Below are 16,421 nucleotides of genomic sequence, written 5' to 3'. Positions count from 1 at the left end.
CATTTGAATTGCGCTTAATCCGCAACTTACCTAAGAACTTGCACAACAAATCAACAAATTGATTGGCTTATAATAATCATAAGAACAATTGAGCGATACTATGGAGGTTATTATGAACTGGAAATCGGCGATTGAACAAACGTTGGCCACCACCCGTCTTAACATCAAGCGCTTCGGAGACCAATTTCCCATCGTAAGCCTTGGGGACGGCAAATATCATTTAACTGACCATACCAGCTGGACGGAAGGATTCTGGTCCGGGATATTATGGCTGAGCTACGAATACAGCAAGGACCCGGAGATTCATGCTGCAGCCATCAAAAGTGTGGACTCACTCAAAAAACGCTTGGAGGCTGAACAGGGACTCGATCATCATGACATCGGCTTTTTATATTCGTTGTCCGCGAAGGCCCGCTGGATTGTCGATAAGGATGAAGATTCCCGTCTGCTGGCGCTGCAGGCTGCCGATATTCTGATGAAACGCTGGCGGTCTGCCCCGCAGTTGTTTCAAGCCTGGGGGCCGGAAGGTGATAGTGCCAACGGGGGCCGGATTATCATTGACTGCCTGATGAATCTCCCCCTGCTCTATTGGGCTACTGAACAGACCGGGGACCGCAGCTATGCCGACTGCGCCAGCATTCAGGCTGAGAAAAGCCGCCGGTTCCTGGTGAGGGGAGATGACTCTTCCTACCATACTTTTTATTTTGATCAGGTAACGGGAAATTCTATCCGCGGAGGAACTGAACAGGGTTATCAAGACGGTTCCACTTGGACGCGGGGACAGGCATGGGGTGTGTATGGCTTTGCCTTAGCTTACCGCCATCTCAAAGAACCTTATTTCCTGGATACCTCTAAACGGCTTGCCCGTTATTTTCTGGAGCAGCTCCCGGAGGATCATGTTGCGTACTGGGATTTCGATGCTCCGCAAGAGCAGGACACACCCCGCGACAGCTCGGCTTCTGCTATCTTTGTATGCGGTATCCTTGAGCTGCTTGAACACTTGCCGGAAGATGATCCGGATCGGGCATTCCTTGACGAAGCAGTCCACAAATCTATAGATTCTCTGGTGAACCGCTATTTCACTGCCGGCAGTCAGACTGAGGAGGGTTTTCTGAGGCATGGTTCCTATTCCGTCAGGGGAAATTCGTCTCCCGATGATTTCATGATCTGGGGCGACTATTTTTTCCTGGAAGCGCTGATGCGGCTGGAGCAAGGAATACCGGGATATTGGTACGAACGTTAATGTGAATTTGGGCAACGGTATAAGATGAATCAACCTTACAACCGTATATGTAATCGCAAACCGGCAGGCCCCCCCATCGGAGCTCTGCCGGTTTGATGTGCTATATGGATTGCTGACGCTTTTATTAAACTATTTTATTTTTCATCGCCTGCTATTTATACTGTAAGTAAAAATGGTTGCAAGGGAGCGTTTCATGAACAGGAACGATCGTACGCCCAAAGGGCTTGAACCCGGTCTATTGATGTACAAGTATAAATATGAAGATGATGAATCCCATTGGTTTCACGCGCACAGGGGAATTGAAATATTGTACATATATAACGGTCATGGAGAAATCATGGTGGAGAATCAGACCTACCCCATTCAGGATCATACGCTGGTTTGGTTCCAGCCCTATCAGTTGCACAAAGTGATGGTTCCTCCGGCCCCCAACCGTTCTTATATTCGGACCAATCTGACCTTTGACCCCAGTTTTCTGGAGCATTATCTTACCGCTTTTCCTTTCCTGGAGAAGTTTTTCCGGAACATGTGGAAGGGTACTCTGCAGAGGCCGGTTTTCTACGCCATGAATAATACTCCGATTCTGGATTTGCTGGAGGAATTACATCATTCCGTAAATGATTCTGCCGCAAACAAAGAAGAAGATACCGGATTCCTGATGCTTCAGCTGATGCGTTTGCTTCAAAAACAAGTGTCCGGTGTCCAAACCGAAGACAATCCTATCCAGTCGCGTGGAGGCTCACATATCGAACGGATTACCGACTGGCTGGACGAACATTACAAGCAGCCCTTCAGCCTCGAAACGCTGGCTGCCAGTTTGCATCTGTCGCCTTACCACATTTCACATTTGTTCAAGCAATATGCCGGCATCACACTGTCCGAATACTTGATTCAGCGGCGTGTAAGAGAGGCTTGCATACTCTTAGCCAATACCGGTAAATCCATTCAGGAGATTGCTGTGGAGGTCGGTGATCTTTCCCCGTCATATTTCAGCCAGATGTTTAAAAAGATCAAGGGAATTTCACCGGACCAATATAGAAAAAGCATCCGCTGAATCCCTGCCATGGGCTGGATCACACAATCTCATAATAATCACAAAAAATCGCCCCTTGGTAAAATGGAAGTAATAAGCAACCATTTCAAAAAGGGGCGATTTTCGCCTGCTCTAGCTGATTCGGACACCAGAGCCGTTATTTGCAGATATTCGGCACATTTCCGGTGCTTGCGGGCACCAGTGACGTTATAATCACTTTTCACACGCTGTTTGCTGCTCTCCGGCGAAATAACGTCTTTCCAGTCCGCGACGCTGCACGCCATGCCTCTTTTCCACAAATAACAGCTCCTCAGACCTCAGCGCTAATACAATGCCCAGATTGGAACCGAAAAGATCAACCACAGCGGCATCCCCCTGCTGCTAGAGAAGACCAGCGGCTGCTACAGAATAACTTCAACCTTGACGGACGAGCGTCCAGGGTACGGCGGCAGGACGTTGCCCTCCACCCGTTCTCCGTCAACGGTGATTTGTTTGACGCCTTTGCAGACCTTGCTTACGTTCGTAACGGTGATGTCATAGACACAGCCTCTGAAGCGCCGCTTCACCGTAAAACCTTCCCAATCTGCGGGAATGCAGGGGTCGATGGACAAGCCGTTCATCACCGGCTTCACCCCCAGAATATACTGGGTGGCGGCGACATACATCCATGCAGCCGTTCCGGTTAGCCAGGACACGTTGGCGAGGCCGAACTTGTCAGACTCCGGCCCGAACAGGTTGGAGGCATAGACGTAGGGCTCTGCTTTGTACCGCCATAAGCCCGCCTTGTCCATGGCCACATTCGGCAGCAGCTGGCGGTAATATTTGTAGGCCAAATCTCCCCGGCCCAGCATACATTCAGCTATAATAGCCCAAGTGTTGGCGTGGCAGAATACTGCTCCGTTCTCCCCCGTCCCTTTGTTGTAATTGGTCAAAGGGTCGGCAGGATCGGGAAAGCTGGTGATGGAAGGATGAATTTTTTTGATGCCGAGCTCCGTGTCCAGCATGTCGCGGACGCTGTCCATCGCCCGCAGCCCCTTATCCTCGTCCGCCATGCCGGACAATGTGGCCCAGGTCTGGGCATTGAGCCAGATTTTGGCTTCGTCGTGTTCGTCGCTGCCGAGGAACCGGCCGTCGTCCATAATGGCCCGCCGGAACCATTGCCCGTCCCAGCCGATGCTGTTGACCCGTTTACGCTGCGCCTCATACATGGCTTCATACTGAGCGGTATGCTCCGGATGGCCGGCGGCGGCCGCAAGATCAATCATGCGCAGCAGCACCGTTCCAAGCTGCATCGCCGTCCAGATACTCTCGCCCCGCCCCTCGCGGCATACACGGAACAACTGGTCGTTCCAGTCCGAGCGTAGCATCAGCGGGAAGCCGTTAGGCCCCAGCTTCGACGCCGTAAAATCAATCGCTGCCTTCAAATGCTCATATACCGTGCCTTCGCTGCCGTCATAATAAGGCAGTTTGGCTTCCAGAAAAGCGGCATCTCCGGTTTCTGCAAGCAGATCCCATGCGGCAAGTGCGGTCCACAAATGGTCGTCGGAATGGATACTCGTTACCGGCTCCCAGCCTTCGTTCGGAAAGAAATAATGGTTAACATGGCCGTCCTTGTATTGTTGGCCAAGCAAAAGCCGCAGCTTGTCAAAGGCAAGCTCTGTGTCGAAGGGCACAACCGCCAAAATATCCTGCGAGGTGTCCCGGTAGCCCACTCCGCGGAACGTGCCGGTGGCGTAAAAGGAAATGTTGCGTGAAAACAGAAAGTTACGGTGCGCCTGGTACGGATTCCAGATGTTGATCATCCGCTCGGCGTCCTTGTCCGGCAGCCGGCTCTCCCACGCTCCCAGATAGCTCGCCCAATTTTCTTTCAGCGCCAGGAAGGAGGATTCTACAAATCCGGCTTCCCGGGAGTGGGCTACGGCCCGTTCAACTTCCTGCTCATCCGCTGCGGTGCCGAGAAATACATTGATGGTGCGGCTCTCGCCCGGCTGCAGCGTAAGATTGAACTGCAGCGCACCACAGGGGTCCCCGCCCATCAGCGTTGATCCGGTGCAGCCGCCGTTCTCAATCGCCGCCGGGTTGGATTCGCTGCGGTAACAGCCGATAAATTCCTCGCGGTCGCCGTCATAGCCAGAAAGTGGCGTATCCGAAGCCAGATAGACCAGCGGCGTCTCTTCCGGTTTGGGCTGGTTTTCGACCCCGTACCGGTACACCAGCGTTTCCGCTGGATGATATTGCACCGAAACCTGATGTTTGTTGTAGCATTGCCACTGCAGCTCGCGCATAAATTCCATCATGCCGAACTCGGCGTAGGCGTAAACCTTCAGTTCTTTCGCTGCACTGCCCTGGTTGGACAAGGTCAGATTCCAGATCAGCGAGTTCTCGTATGGCCCGACAAAATACACCGTCCTGGCGGCGATATCCGCCCGCTTCGCCTCAAAGCGGGTATAACCCATGCCGTGGGCGCTTTTCCACTCCTCAGGTTTGTCCAAGGCGGGCTCGCTGGTCGGGCACCAGTACCCGCCTGTTTTTGCATCCTGCACATAGATGTAAGGACCCGAACGGTCCATCGGCAGGTGAAAGAAACGGTAGCGCGTGATCCGCCAGATCTGGGGCGACTTGTAAAAGGCCACACCGCCCCCCGCATGCGACAGCATTGTGTGGAAGGTACCGTTCGACAGGTAGTTCATCCACGGCGTAGGCATATCATGCCGTTTAAATTCAACTTCCTTCTCCTCGTCGCTGAAGGTATAGTAATCCTTCGGCTCCGCGCGGTTTGTGCGTAATCCGCTTGACGGCAAGCCGCCCGCGGCCTCCTTATGTTCCTGCTGCCCGGATGGTTCAGCATGCTTGAAGTGTTCCGCTTTCACTGAGCTTCAGCTCCTTTAAGATGAAATTAGTTTGTTTATTTCGGTTCGACCTCGTCCAGGGTCAGACGGTATTCCAGGTCCTTCATATAGGTACCGTCGGCGTTCAGAAAGGTCAAACCGAAGGTCAGGTCACCACCTGTTCCATGCAGTATCGCGATCAGCCGGTTGAGGCCGCCCCGCAGGGTAAGCTCCTGCTCAGGCTCCGCCACCAGCACGCCGTTCAAATAAATCTCATAAGGCACAGCCGTATTGACGCGCAGGCGTCCGCGGCGAAGTTGTCCGGGCACCTGCACAAAGAAGCTCAGAAACCAAGGATCAAGCCCCGCATCCGCAATACGCAGTGACCCGTCGCCGGAACGCCGCTCTTTCTTCTGCATCCAGCCATAAAGGCCTTCGCCCAGATTATTCAAAGAAAACTCCGGATCGGTGTAGTAAGCCTTCATCGCCCGGTAATCGACATGGGGCGGACAAGGCAGCGCCATCGCCACTTCCATGGCCCACTCGCCGTCACCCTTCACGCTATCCAGTAAACCGTCATCAAAGGACGCGCCCAGATTGGCGAGCAGGCGGGTATACAGGCGCAGCGCCTTGTCACTCCCGGGGTCCGTCAGCAGCTGCGAGCAGAATACGGAACCCGCCCCTGTCTTCACTTCGGCAAGGAATGTTCCAGCAGGACGTGTGTTTCTGCGGTTTAGCTCCACCAGTGCCAGACGGCTGTATTCTGCCGTGTAGCCATGCACGAAATAGTCCTTCCATGGCGTGCCTTCGACACTGGTACAAAGAGCACAAGCGTCCGGCAGCTCCAGGCTGTTGAGGGCCAGCGCGCGGTTCATGACCTCGCGCGGCGACAGAAACACCTTGTCGAAGCCGAACAGGTCGACCGGGCTGAAGCCGCGCACAGCGGCGCGGGCGTAGTCCGCCGCCAAGTGATACGTCTCGTGCGGCACCACACGCACGGGGCGGCCCAGCAGGCGGGCAAGCTCCGCCTGCTGACTGTCCTCCGCCGGCAGGAGAAGCACCTGTCCGCCGGCTTCGGCATGACGCCGGAGCGCCTCGGCTGCCCCCGGCGCCTCAAGCATGCAGGCTTCGGCCACGATCAGGCCGAAGTCCTGCCCGTCCCCGGGCGCCGCTTCACCCGGCGCGTTGGCCACTGCCGGCGCTGTCGTATCCAGCGCCGTATACCGCAGCCGCAGCTTATCGAGGAACGCTGCGGCTTTCCCGCCGGGGCGCAGCAGCGCGGCCACCGGCCGGGCCTCAGCCCCGGCGTTGTCCCCGGCGCGCCCGGCGTAGGCCAGCAGGTTGCGCAGCAGCAGGCAGGCCTGCGGCACGCGGCCAATGTTCGCCATCAGCTCCAGCTGATTGGCCAGGAACAGGCCCTCCCCGCTGCGGTATTCCAGCAGCGGCGACCACAGATCACCGCCGTCGCCAAAATCGCCAGCACTGCATTCCAGCAGCAGCGTGAAATCACCTGCGGCCGGCTTCTCGAAGGCGGCATGGACAATCGGCAGCGGACCCTCTTCGCGCAGTTCCTCATGCCAGAACATCAGATCCTCGTCGCCAAGCCCCTCAAGCACGGGATGCTGGTAATTGCCCGCATGGGCGCGGAGGAAGGGCCGGCGTGAGAGCGGCAGCCTGCCCAGCGAAAGCTGGGTCTGCTCCAGCAGCAGCAGCTTGCCGCCCCGCGCGACAAACGCCTTCAGCAGCGCCTCCAGTCCGCCATCCAGATCCTCGGCCTTGCTGCCGATAACGAGCAAATGATCAGCTGCAAGCCCGACCAGTCCAGAACGGTCTACCTTTTCGCAGCCCGGAACAAGCCGGCGGATGTGTTCGTAATCCTCATCCGCTCCCCAATACACGGTCTGACGCTGTACGTTCACGGGTTGGTTCAGCAGGCTTGCGGACATGATCCTGTATTCTAAGCGCAGCTCATGCACCCGCCGCTCACCGTGAAACAGCACCGCCGTCAACACCACCTGCTCTCCGGCGGCGGCGCGGAACGGCACCCACTCCACCCCGACGACCTTATGCTCGGCGGGACTTTGGCGGAATCCAAAGCTTTGCTCATGGACGATGCTTTTCCCCTGCAAGACAACGAATTCCACCCGGACGTCCTGTGTAGAGAACGTGTCGTTGTATACGTCGAAGCTGCGGCTGACCGGCGCATCGTCATAGAAGCAGCGGTTGTACTCGGCGGCGATAATCGTAGCCGGCTTAAAGGCCTCAGCCATAATGCCAAAGGCTGGATTAGGCGTGTACAGCGGATAATCCTCCGGCAGCAGGCCGTTGTTCATTGAAAGCGAATAGGCCGGAATAAACTTTGGCTTCACGCCGGACATCCCCGGCTCGGAGGATGGCAGGACAATGTTCTGCTCCGGCATCGCCCGCATGAAATAATGGGCGAAATTGAAGGTGGAAATACCGGACACGCCCTGCCGTCTTGCATACTCCACAAACAGCCGCTCCTTCTGCGCCAGCCCCGCTGTGCTTTCGTCCGTACCGCGGTAGGCCTGCAGTCCAACATACATGCTGCTGTTTTGCGGGCATATATACCACCAGCCGCCATGTTCCCCGAAGGTCAGCGGAACTGTCCTGTCCCACTGGCCGATCGTGCCGTCGATGTTGTAATGGCGGCTTTCCACCTCCGTATGCACTTTGGGCAGCAGCCTGTTGTCTCCTTCGGCGATGATCGGACGGGTAGGATCAAGCTCGCGGATTGCAGCCATAAAGCCGGGCATATGCAGTTTGAAGCCGTCCCGTCCGTCCACCCAGCGCATTTCGTTCTGCAGACTCCAGAGAATGACAGACGGATGGTTTTTGTCGCGCTGCACAAGCCGCCGCACATGCTGCCGGCAGTTCTCCACAAAAGCGGGATGGTCTGCCAGCATGGATTTGCTCGAGCCATAAATCGCCGTCTCATCGACGATCAGCATGCCTTCTTCATCGGCAATCCGCACATAATCGGCCGGATACGGCTCGGCATGCAGCCGGATGCTGTTGACACCCACTGAGCGGCATATGCGGTACCAGTTGCGGATGTACGCTTCCGTCTGCTGCGCCCCGCCCTGAAAATGCCAGGAATCGCCGCGCAGATTGACCGGAATGCCGTTCAGTATAAACTGCGGGCCTTCGCACCAGATTTCGCGGAAGCCGAAATCTTCCACACGCCGGTCGATGATCTCCTCTCCATGCAACAGTTCCAGCACCGCACTGTATAGAAACGGCTCATCCGGGCTCCACAGTCTGGCACCGCTCCAGTCCATATTGAATGAGGCACAGTACACTGCCCCGGCCACTTCGTTTTCACATAGCCTGAGCGTCTCCACAGCGGCGCCATCGACTGGATGGGCCATGCATTCAGCAGACAGGACCGGTGCAGATTCCAGATCAACTCCGTAACATTCCGGTCTGTCTGGCCGCATGCCGGTATCGGCTTGCTCCGCTCCTGCCCCTTCAGATCCTGCGCTAGCCCTATCTGAAAACCCCAGCGCTTTCCGGCCCTCCTCAGACTGCCGCAGCACGCCTTTCTCCCGAATGCTCAGCTTTACGCGCAGCGGGCTGCGGGCCGCATCTCCCGCTGCGGAGGCAACAGCATTCACCTCTATCCGCCCTTCCCGAACGGAAGTACGAATAGTTACATTCTCCAGCGACAGTGCCGGATAACCTTCCAGATATACATCCTGCCAAAGTCCACGGCAAATCCTTCCGTACCAGGAACCCAAAAGCCCGGTTATTTTTTGCATGCCGTTTGGAAGCACCACCCTGTCGAATCCGCCGCAAACGACATGCAGATGATGCTCCCGCCCCTGCACCACCAGGGAAGTAATGTCGAGTCTCAGCGGCAAGTAGCCGTCTTCCCAAACACCAATCTCCTGCCGGTCCAAATAAATGACGGCCTTCTGCATAATGCCGTCCAGCCGCAGCACGATCCGTTGACCGGCCATGCTCTCTGGAACCCGAAAGCTTCGATGCAGCACTCCCGCTTCCGCGGCATCCCATTCCTCCGGATAACCGTACAGCTCGAACGGGGCGTAGTCATACTCCTGGAATTTGCCGAATCGTTTGCCTTCCGGGAGCGGATAAGTCCGCCTCCAGCTGGAAGGAACCTGGATCTTGCGGGCTTCATAAACTATTTTTTCCGGCAGCCTGCGGCATTGCGGCTGATCATACAGGGGCATGAAATCCCATTCCCCGTTTAGACATAGCAAATTACGCATCTCTTATTCCCAACTTTCCGGTGAAGGAGCGCACCTCAAGCACTAGATCGAGCTTCCGCCAAATATCCTGGCCGGCAGGGGTCCCTTCCCATTTGATAAAATGCGGCTCCATAATTTCGGCCCAGTTGTCCGGAGTAAGTGCCGTTTTCAGCCTTCCTTCATAAGGGGCAGGCTCCCGCGTGGCCGGCTGCTCCGCATAAAAAAACAGCACATTCTCATGAAGCCCGATAATTCCGTATTTATCTCCGTCACCCGGCCGTTCTTCCTGATATTGATAGTGGTAATAAACATAGCTGGCGGCTTCTTCCGGCTTCAGCAGTGCAAGCCGTCCGTAGGGCTCGCCAGCAGCGTTTGAGCGCTCCCAATGCTGCGCTGAAACAGGCTGCTGATAATGAAAAATATCAACCAGCGGGGCCCAGCGGCGACCCTGTTCCCCTCCCGGCCAAACTGCCAGCCGTTCTGAGGCTTCGGGCAGCAAACTTTCCGGCGGAACCGCCTCTTCCAGGCATTCATAATAAAGAAACAGCTGGTGGCTGCAGGCAAACAGGCTCAGATTGACCACATTGAGATGTTCCATCGCTTCGGCGAGCGAAGATGAGACCTCTTGGCTTCGAAAAAAAGAAGCAGGTTCCTTGCCCCTGAGCCCCTCGGCCCTGTATAAACAGCGCTTCATGCCGAACCTCCCTTTCGCTTGTTTTCCCTATCATGTTACCGCATACAATTCTTCTTCGCCTTGACGATCGGGACCTTATTTAGCATGATAGCGACATGAGATCTCAAGACCGCCTGAAACCGCAACTGCGGTGAGGAAATAGGCGTAAGAAGGTTCTTCGAAATCCAGCTCGGCATGGCAAAGGCCCGCCAAAAAGGAACACTCCCTTTTGCGGGCCCGGTTAAATCATAAATTGAAATGAATAGGTGTGGAAACAACTCCGAACAGCTCCGACAGCAGCGTCCGCGCTATCACGCGGTGACCTGATGCGTCCGGATGGATACCGTCACCATAGCTATAACTGGCATCAAGCCTCCGCTCATACCGGATATGCTCCAGCAGCGGAGTGCGCAGGTCGATCACGCCATCGGCGGGACAACCGCCGAAGAGCAGCCAGTCCGCATAACGCTCCAGCACGCGGTCATAATCCCTGTAGGGCGCCAGATAACTGAAATCAGGCGCCCCTTCAGGCAAGAGCTGGCCATTCATTGAAGCGGCGTCGAACGGCGGCGGGGTCATGAGCACCGCTTTAGCCCCGGCTTCACGGATCTGTGCGCTCAGCTGACGCATTCCCGCCTGATAGGCCGCAAACCGTTCGTCCGAGTAGGGATGGTAAATTCCGTCATTCATGCCGTAGCAGGCTACAACTACACCGGGAGCGGCAGCAGCGAGTTCTTCCGCCAGCCGGTCGTGGATACAGGGCCTTGGAAATGGATGCCTCGCTTCGCTCAGGCCTGATACCGTCTCACTGGGGATACCGCGTGCTACCAGTTCCACCGCCTGATCCGGGCGGTGCTTCCGCAGCCATTCCTCTACATAACTAATATATCGGCCATCCGCCGTAATGCTGTCCCCGAGAAACAGAATTACCGGCTTCACCGGATCATTTGTGATAGGACCGGCAAATAAATGCAACATTGTTCTCCCTCCTGACAATAACGCAGGTCTTGGCTTAGCCGAAGTCCGGCGATAGGCCCGCAACCTTAATGGTAACGCTGCCTGCCCATTTTTGCCTTGACGATCCCGACCTTCTTTAGCATAATATGGCCATGACAACAAAACTTTTTGCGCGGGACATCGGACTTGAGCCCGGCTTTACCTTCAGGATCCAGAAATGCCCGCTGACCCATGATTACTACGTCCATAGCCATGATTTCTCCGAGCTGGTCGTCATTCTGTCGGGAAGCGCCGTGCATATTATCGAAGGGAGAGAGTATCCGGTTACCGCCGGACAGGTTTTTCTGATCCACAGCAACGTTTCCCATGGTTATAAGAATGTCGATGGCATCGAATACGTTAACGTCATGTTCCAGCCCGAACAACTGCTGCAGCTGCCCGAGCTCAGGCTGCTGCCGGGCTTTCAGGCGCTGTTCTATATTGAGCCTTTCTACCGCAAGGAAATGTATTTCAAGGGCATGCTCACCCTTGACGCCGGGCAGCTGCGGGAAGCGACGCGGCTGCTTGATGTGATCCTCGAAGAGCATGACCGGCAGCCGGAAGGATACCGGCTGATGATCCGCACCTATTTTACCGCTCTGGTGGGCAAGCTTTCACGCTATTATCAGAACAGCCTCGGAAGCGAGGACAACAAGGCGCTGCGGATCGGCGAGACCGTGACCTATATCGAGGAGCATTTTCTGCAGCCCATTTCCCTGCAATCCATGGCGGATATGGCCTATTTGTCCACCCGCCAGTTTCTGAGAGTCTTTACCCGCAACTACCAGACCACCCCCATGGATTACGTCATCCGCAAGCGGCTGGACTATTCCTGCACGCTGCTGCGCAGCCCCGGCCTCACCATTTCCCAGGTGGCTATGGACAGCGGATTCCATGACCAGAACTATTACTCCCGCCAGTTCCGCAAAGCATTCAACTGCACGCCAAGTGAATACCGCGAGAAAATGCGGGATTCCTAACGTCATCTGCAGTCACTCCTTATCCTCATCCCTGCCGGCGGCCATTCCCTCATCCCTCTGACGCAGCCGCCGCCGGTACGCCCCGGGCGTCACGCCAAATCTCGCACTAAACAGCCGCGTCATGTAGTTGGGATCGCGGATGCCCACCCGTTCGGCAACTTCGGGTATGCCGAGCACTGTACCACCCAGCAATTTTTTGGCTTCTTCCAGGCGCAGACGCAGCACATACTGCAGCGGTGTTGTGCCGATATGCTGTTTCATGCACCTCGTAATATAATCCGCCTGGAAATGCAGCTCCTCCTCGAGTCCGGCAAGATCAAACGGCTGTCTCCAATGACTATCCAGATAGGCTGCGGCTGCCCGGGCCAGCCGGACCGCAGGCTCCGGCGCGGAAGTCCGGGCGCATTCCGCCTGCAGCGCGGCCAACAGCTCTGCCAGCAGCAAATGGAGCCGGACTGCGTTCTCTGCGTTTAACCGGTTGTGGATCTCGTTCATCCCACGCAAAATCGGCTCCAGTGCTTCTACATCGACTGCAGCAAATTTGGGCATATACAAACGCTGCTGCGCAGAAGGCTCAACATCCTCTACCGTCCCTTTGGCGAGCAGCGATGACCAGGGAATATCCTCCCGCCGGATATGCGCTGTCGGACATCCATGAATGAAATGCACCCAATAAATTTCCGTATCCTCCCCGCAGGGCCGATGCCCGGCATGCGGCAGCCCTGCCTCCAGCACCAGCAGCTTTCCCGGACCCACGGCATATTCCTTATCTTGTTCTGTCATATACAGCGTTCCCCGCTTCACCAGCAGCAGATCGTACACACCGAAGGTGCGGGCGAAATGCCGGTCACCCGGCGACCAGACGGCATGTCCTACTGTCACAAATTGCGGCAGCGGCGGGATGGCGAATTCCAGACACAGCACAGTATTCCTCTCCTGTCATAAGTCGATTTTGTGCTATTCAAAGTCTATATTATCACTGGTTACTCCGGCAGAAAAGAGGTACATTGACTGGGAATCCGCTTTTCATCCAACCATATAAGGGGCTGTTTATCCATGCGTTTTCGTCAGGTACACCTCGACTTCCATACTTCCGAAGCCATTGCCGGCATCGGAAGCGAGTTCTCCAAATCCCAGTTTCAGTCCATGCTGCGGGCCGGGCGTGTCGATTCCATCACCGTTTTCTCCAAATGCCATCATGGCTGGGCCTATCATCCCAGTGAAGCCAATGAAATGCATCCGCATCTCAGCTTCGACCTGCTCGGCGAAATGATCGCGGCTGCCCATGAAATCGGGGTCCTCACACCGGTTTATTTATCAGCTGGTCTCGACGAAAAGCTGGCACGGCGCCATCCCGAATGGCTGATCCGCGACGCGGAGGACCGGACGCGCTGGGTGAAGGACTTCATGACACCGGGGTATCACGAGTTTTGCTTCAACACGCCTTTTCTGGACATCTTGCTGGCGCAAATCCATGAAGTGGTCTCCCGTTATGACGCGGACGGCATCTTTCTCGATATCGTGGGCATCCGCAAATGCCGCTGCCAGTACTGCGTAGCTGCGTTGCGCGCGGACGGCCAAGACCCGCGCGACGAATCTGCCGTCGCCGCCTTGGGCGAACGGACTTACCTGAACTATGCGCGCCGCGTACGGGAGACCATAGACGCCGTGAAGCCCGGTCTTCCGGTCTTTCACAACAGCGGCCATCAGCGGCGGGGCCGCCGTGACCTCGCCCGTGTCAACAGCCATCTGGAGCTGGAGTCGCTCCCGACCGGAGGCTGGGGTTATGATCACTTCCCGCTGTCGGCACGCTACGCCCAGACGCTGGGTATGGAATTTCTCGGCATGACCGGCAAATTCCATACCTCCTGGGGCGAATTTGGCGGATACAAGCATCCGAACGCACTGCGGTTTGAGGCAGCGCTCAGTCTTGCCCATGGCGCCAGATGTTCGATCGGTGATCAGCTTCATCCCACGGGCCTAATGGATGAGGCGACCTATGCCCTGATCGGCGCTGCCTATGCGGAGGTGGAGTCGAAGGAGCTATGGTGCACCGGGACAGAGTCTGTCGCGGACATTGCTGTCCTATCCCTCGAAGCGGCGCGTGAGGCCTGTCCGGACGGGCAGGAGCTGAAGGGACGGCGCAATCTGGCCGATGCCGGTGTGGTGCGCATGCTGACCGAAGGCCATTATCTGTTCGACATCGTGGATACATTAAGCGATTTTGGCGCTTACAAAGTGCTGATTCTGCCGGACGAAGTGCCGGTATGGCCGGAACTAGCCAGCGCTATAGCGGAATTCACAGCAGGAGGCGGCAAAGTGCTCGCCACCGGGCGTTCGGGCCTGAACGCAGCAGGTGATGCTTTTGTCCTGGATTTGGGTCTGAACTGGAAAGGAACTAATCCGTACCAGCCGGCTTATTTCCGCCCGGACTTCACTCCCGGCGCCTTGCTGCCCGCCTCCTATGTGATGTACGGCGAAGGCCAGCTTGTGGAATTAAACGGCGGACAACCGCTGGGCTGTCTGGAGAACCCGTATTTCAACCGTGATGTCTTCACTTTTTGTTCACATCAGCATACGCCCAGCGCCAAGGAAGATAATGGGCCGGGCATGGTCGAAAGTGAAAACGGCATCTATATCGCCTGGGATGTGTTCAGCGATTACGCGGATGGCGGGCATCTCATCCTGAAGGAGATGGTACTCCATGCGCTATCCCGGCTTCTGCCGGAGCCTGCTCTGCGCACCCGGTTGCCGGCCCGTGGGATAACGACCCTGCAATACCAGCCGGCGGAACGGCGCTATGTCAACCATCTGCTCTATGCCGCCCCCGTGCTGAAGGGACGTATAGAAGTCATCGAAGATATCGTGCCGCTGCGGGACGTTTCCGTCAGCCTGCGCCTCCCGTCTCCCGCTCCTGTCCAGCGGGTCTATCTGGCCCCGTCGATGACAGAGCTGCCGTTTACGGTGGGCCATGGCGGTGAAATCGGCTACACGGTTCCTTATCTGGAGAATCACCAGATGGTAGTGCTAGAACTGGCGTAAGTAGAATTACCGGCCGGGAGGCTGGGTTAGCGGGAACAAGTCAGTGTTATCCTTCGGGACCCAAACGGTGAAACCTTTGATCATACAAGGGTTTCACCGTTTTGTGTTTTTTTTCAAATTCCGAACTGATATTTCTTAACTCCACTTTCGCAGAGTCAAAATTGAGTTGTTCTCAAGCCAGGGTTAAAGTGGAACAGCTTCAAGTAAAGGTCTTGCTATCATAGTTTTAATTTTCACTCTGGATTACATGATGATATCTAGGTAAAGCGGCAAATCACACTTGCCTCTGGGGATAACTTGATTTACAATAAAACAAATAAAACAAATTGTTTTATTTGTTTTCCATTACATAAGGAGGTGATCCCTCACAAGATGACAAAACCGCTAAAGCTGCTCATGGTGATTACAGACGTAGGGTTCCTGATTTACTGGTTAGTGACATGGCTTCATCTGGTGCCGGATGAATATCTGTATAAAGACTACAATAATGAAATCATGATGGCCTGGAATATATCGTTTGTGCCTCTGGATCTTTTGATCTCATTAACCGGTCTTTTGAGTATGTACTTTTTTAAAAAGAATAAGGGACAGTGGCTGCCGCTATGTCTCCTATCACTCAGTCTGACCTTTTGCTCCGGGCTGCAGGCGATAGCTTTCTGGGCGATCCGGTTGGATCTGGATTGGTCCTGGTGGGTTCCGAATTTGTTTCTCATGGTGTACCCATTGTTCTTTTTGCCTTCGATCATGAAGAAAGGGCGATATGCGGCGTCAATGACGGCCGTACAACCCAATAAATAAGTGTGGATGTGAGAGCGATGAAGGAAAGAATTATTCAAGCTTCGGTAGCTGAAATTAAGATGCGGGGGTTGAAATTCTCCATAAGAGATGTGGCAAAGCGTGCCGGCATTAGCACAAAGACTTTATATCAAAATATAGAATCCAAGGAGCAGATCATAGGTTATATTGTCGAGCAATCTGTGTCAGAAATGAGACATGCCGAGCAATTAATCATAAACGAAAGTTCTCTGTCCAATATGGACAAGTTGCATAAGACATTGGCGCTATTGCCGAGCAGACTTGTTTTACATAACGTACATTTTCTTGAAGAACTCAAGCAGCGTTATCCTGTTCAATGGGCGGAAGTCGATCATTACATCCATAATGGCTGGGATAACATTAGGTTACTAGTTGAAAAAGGAGTCAGGAATGGGGAACTCCGTGAGTTTGATTTTGAATTGTTTATTCAAGTGTATATCGGGGCGTTCTATCGTTTGATGGAGCACCAATATGAAGTTCAGGACGGGTTGTCGCTTGAGAGGGCGCTGGGGCAAATGGTGGATCTCTTGCTGGTGGGTATTTGTAAGGGCAATATTGATCACGGGGGTAAGTGA

The 16,421-nt window shown here is 55.1% G+C and carries 12 protein-coding genes; 6 read left to right on the top strand and 6 right to left on the bottom strand.

What is annotated here, in order from left to right:
* Positions 1-112 precede the first annotated feature (112 nt).
* Positions 113-1,243, top strand: coding sequence for a glycoside hydrolase family 88 protein (locus tag MHI45_RS27965; protein WP_076113589.1), 1,131 nt, complete (start codon positions 113-115; stop codon positions 1,241-1,243).
* Positions 1,244-1,436: 193 nt separating this feature from the next.
* Complete coding sequence (locus MHI45_RS27960; protein WP_340893910.1) at positions 1,437-2,297, top strand: AraC family transcriptional regulator; 861 nt, start codon at positions 1,437-1,439, stop codon at positions 2,295-2,297.
* Positions 2,298-2,489: 192 nt separating this feature from the next.
* On the opposite strand, the gene MHI45_RS27955 is transcribed toward MHI45_RS27960, so the two are convergent.
* The 5 genes from MHI45_RS27955 to MHI45_RS27935 form a co-directional block, all read right to left on the bottom strand.
* A complete protein-coding gene (locus MHI45_RS27955; protein WP_340893912.1) occupies positions 2,490-2,639 on the bottom strand; it encodes a hypothetical protein in 150 nt (49 codons plus the stop codon).
* A 38-nt stretch (positions 2,640-2,677) separates the two neighbouring features.
* Positions 2,678-5,146: a GH36-type glycosyl hydrolase domain-containing protein gene (locus tag MHI45_RS27950; RefSeq protein ID WP_076113591.1), complete on the bottom strand. Its 2,469-nt coding sequence runs from the start codon at positions 5,144-5,146 to the stop codon at positions 2,678-2,680.
* Between the two features lie 35 nt (positions 5,147-5,181).
* Positions 5,182-9,360 carry a glycoside hydrolase family 2 TIM barrel-domain containing protein gene (locus MHI45_RS27945; protein WP_340893915.1) on the bottom strand — a complete coding sequence of 1,393 codons (4,179 nt, stop codon included), beginning with the start codon at positions 9,358-9,360 and terminating at the stop codon, positions 5,182-5,184.
* Positions 9,353-10,033 carry a hypothetical protein gene (locus tag MHI45_RS27940; protein ID WP_340893916.1) on the bottom strand — a complete coding sequence of 227 codons (681 nt, stop codon included), beginning with the start codon at positions 10,031-10,033 and terminating at the stop codon, positions 9,353-9,355. Before MHI45_RS27940 ends, MHI45_RS27945 begins: the two co-directional genes overlap by 8 nt.
* Before the next feature lie 225 nt (positions 10,034-10,258).
* Positions 10,259-10,990 (bottom strand): GDSL-type esterase/lipase family protein, encoded by a 732-nt coding sequence (locus MHI45_RS27935; RefSeq protein ID WP_340893918.1) that lies wholly within the window; start codon positions 10,988-10,990, stop codon positions 10,259-10,261.
* Between the two features lie 131 nt (positions 10,991-11,121).
* On the opposite strand from MHI45_RS27935, the gene MHI45_RS27930 reads away from it, so the two are divergent.
* Positions 11,122-11,988, top strand: a complete 867-nt coding sequence (locus MHI45_RS27930; protein WP_076113595.1) for a helix-turn-helix domain-containing protein — start codon at positions 11,122-11,124, stop codon at positions 11,986-11,988.
* Positions 11,989-12,000: 12 nt separating this feature from the next.
* On the opposite strand, the gene MHI45_RS27925 is transcribed toward MHI45_RS27930, so the two are convergent.
* A complete protein-coding gene (locus tag MHI45_RS27925; RefSeq protein WP_340893921.1) occupies positions 12,001-12,912 on the bottom strand; it encodes an AraC family transcriptional regulator in 912 nt (303 codons plus the stop codon).
* Positions 12,913-13,044: 132 nt separating this feature from the next.
* Between MHI45_RS27925 and MHI45_RS27920 the strand changes: the two genes are divergently transcribed.
* The 3 genes from MHI45_RS27920 (at position 13,045) to MHI45_RS27910 (ending at position 16,421) form a co-directional block, all read left to right on the top strand.
* Positions 13,045-15,030, top strand: coding sequence for a beta-galactosidase trimerization domain-containing protein (locus MHI45_RS27920; RefSeq protein ID WP_340893922.1), 1,986 nt, complete (start codon positions 13,045-13,047; stop codon positions 15,028-15,030).
* A gap of 372 nt (positions 15,031-15,402) precedes the next feature.
* Positions 15,403-15,828, top strand: coding sequence for a DUF5360 family protein (locus MHI45_RS27915; protein ID WP_076113598.1), 426 nt, complete (start codon positions 15,403-15,405; stop codon positions 15,826-15,828).
* 17 nt (positions 15,829-15,845) lie between these two features.
* A complete protein-coding gene (locus MHI45_RS27910; protein WP_076113599.1) occupies positions 15,846-16,421 on the top strand; it encodes a TetR/AcrR family transcriptional regulator in 576 nt (191 codons plus the stop codon).

Source organism: Paenibacillus sp. FSL H3-0321 (genome assembly GCF_038002865.1).
Classification (GTDB): domain Bacteria; phylum Bacillota; class Bacilli; order Paenibacillales; family Paenibacillaceae; genus Paenibacillus_AQ.
This window is presented reverse-complemented; position numbering and strand designations above follow the sequence as displayed.